This is a genomic window from Pleomorphochaeta sp. DL1XJH-081 (genome assembly GCF_049310885.1).
GTDB lineage: Bacteria > Spirochaetota > Spirochaetia > Sphaerochaetales > Sphaerochaetaceae > CAYZJV01.
Genome location: NZ_JBMDYO010000094.1, coordinates 1 through 274, shown reverse-complemented (window position 1 = coordinate 274; position 274 = coordinate 1). Strand labels below are relative to the sequence as shown.

The following is a 274-nucleotide window of genomic DNA, read 5'->3' as shown; positions in this document are numbered from 1 at the left end:
CTGCCAGGCTAACCAGACGCAAAACATCACTCGTTTCCTGGTGCTGGCGCGTAAAGCGGTGAACGTATCCGATCAGGTACCGGCGAAAACGACGTTGTTAATCGCCACCGGCCAACAGGCGGGCGCGCTGGTTGAAGCGCTACTGGTGCTGCGTAACCACAACCTGATCATGAGCAAGCTGGAATCGCGCCCCATCCACGGTAACCCGTGGGAAGAGATGTTTTATCTGGATATTCAGGCCAACCTGGAATCCCTTCCCTTACGTAAGGCTTTA

The 274-nt window shown here is 55.1% G+C and carries 1 pseudogene; it reads left to right on the top strand.

What is annotated here, in order from left to right:
• Nucleotides 1-274, top strand: a pseudogene (locus ACODJP_RS14030) (hypothetical protein); the annotation flags it as partial.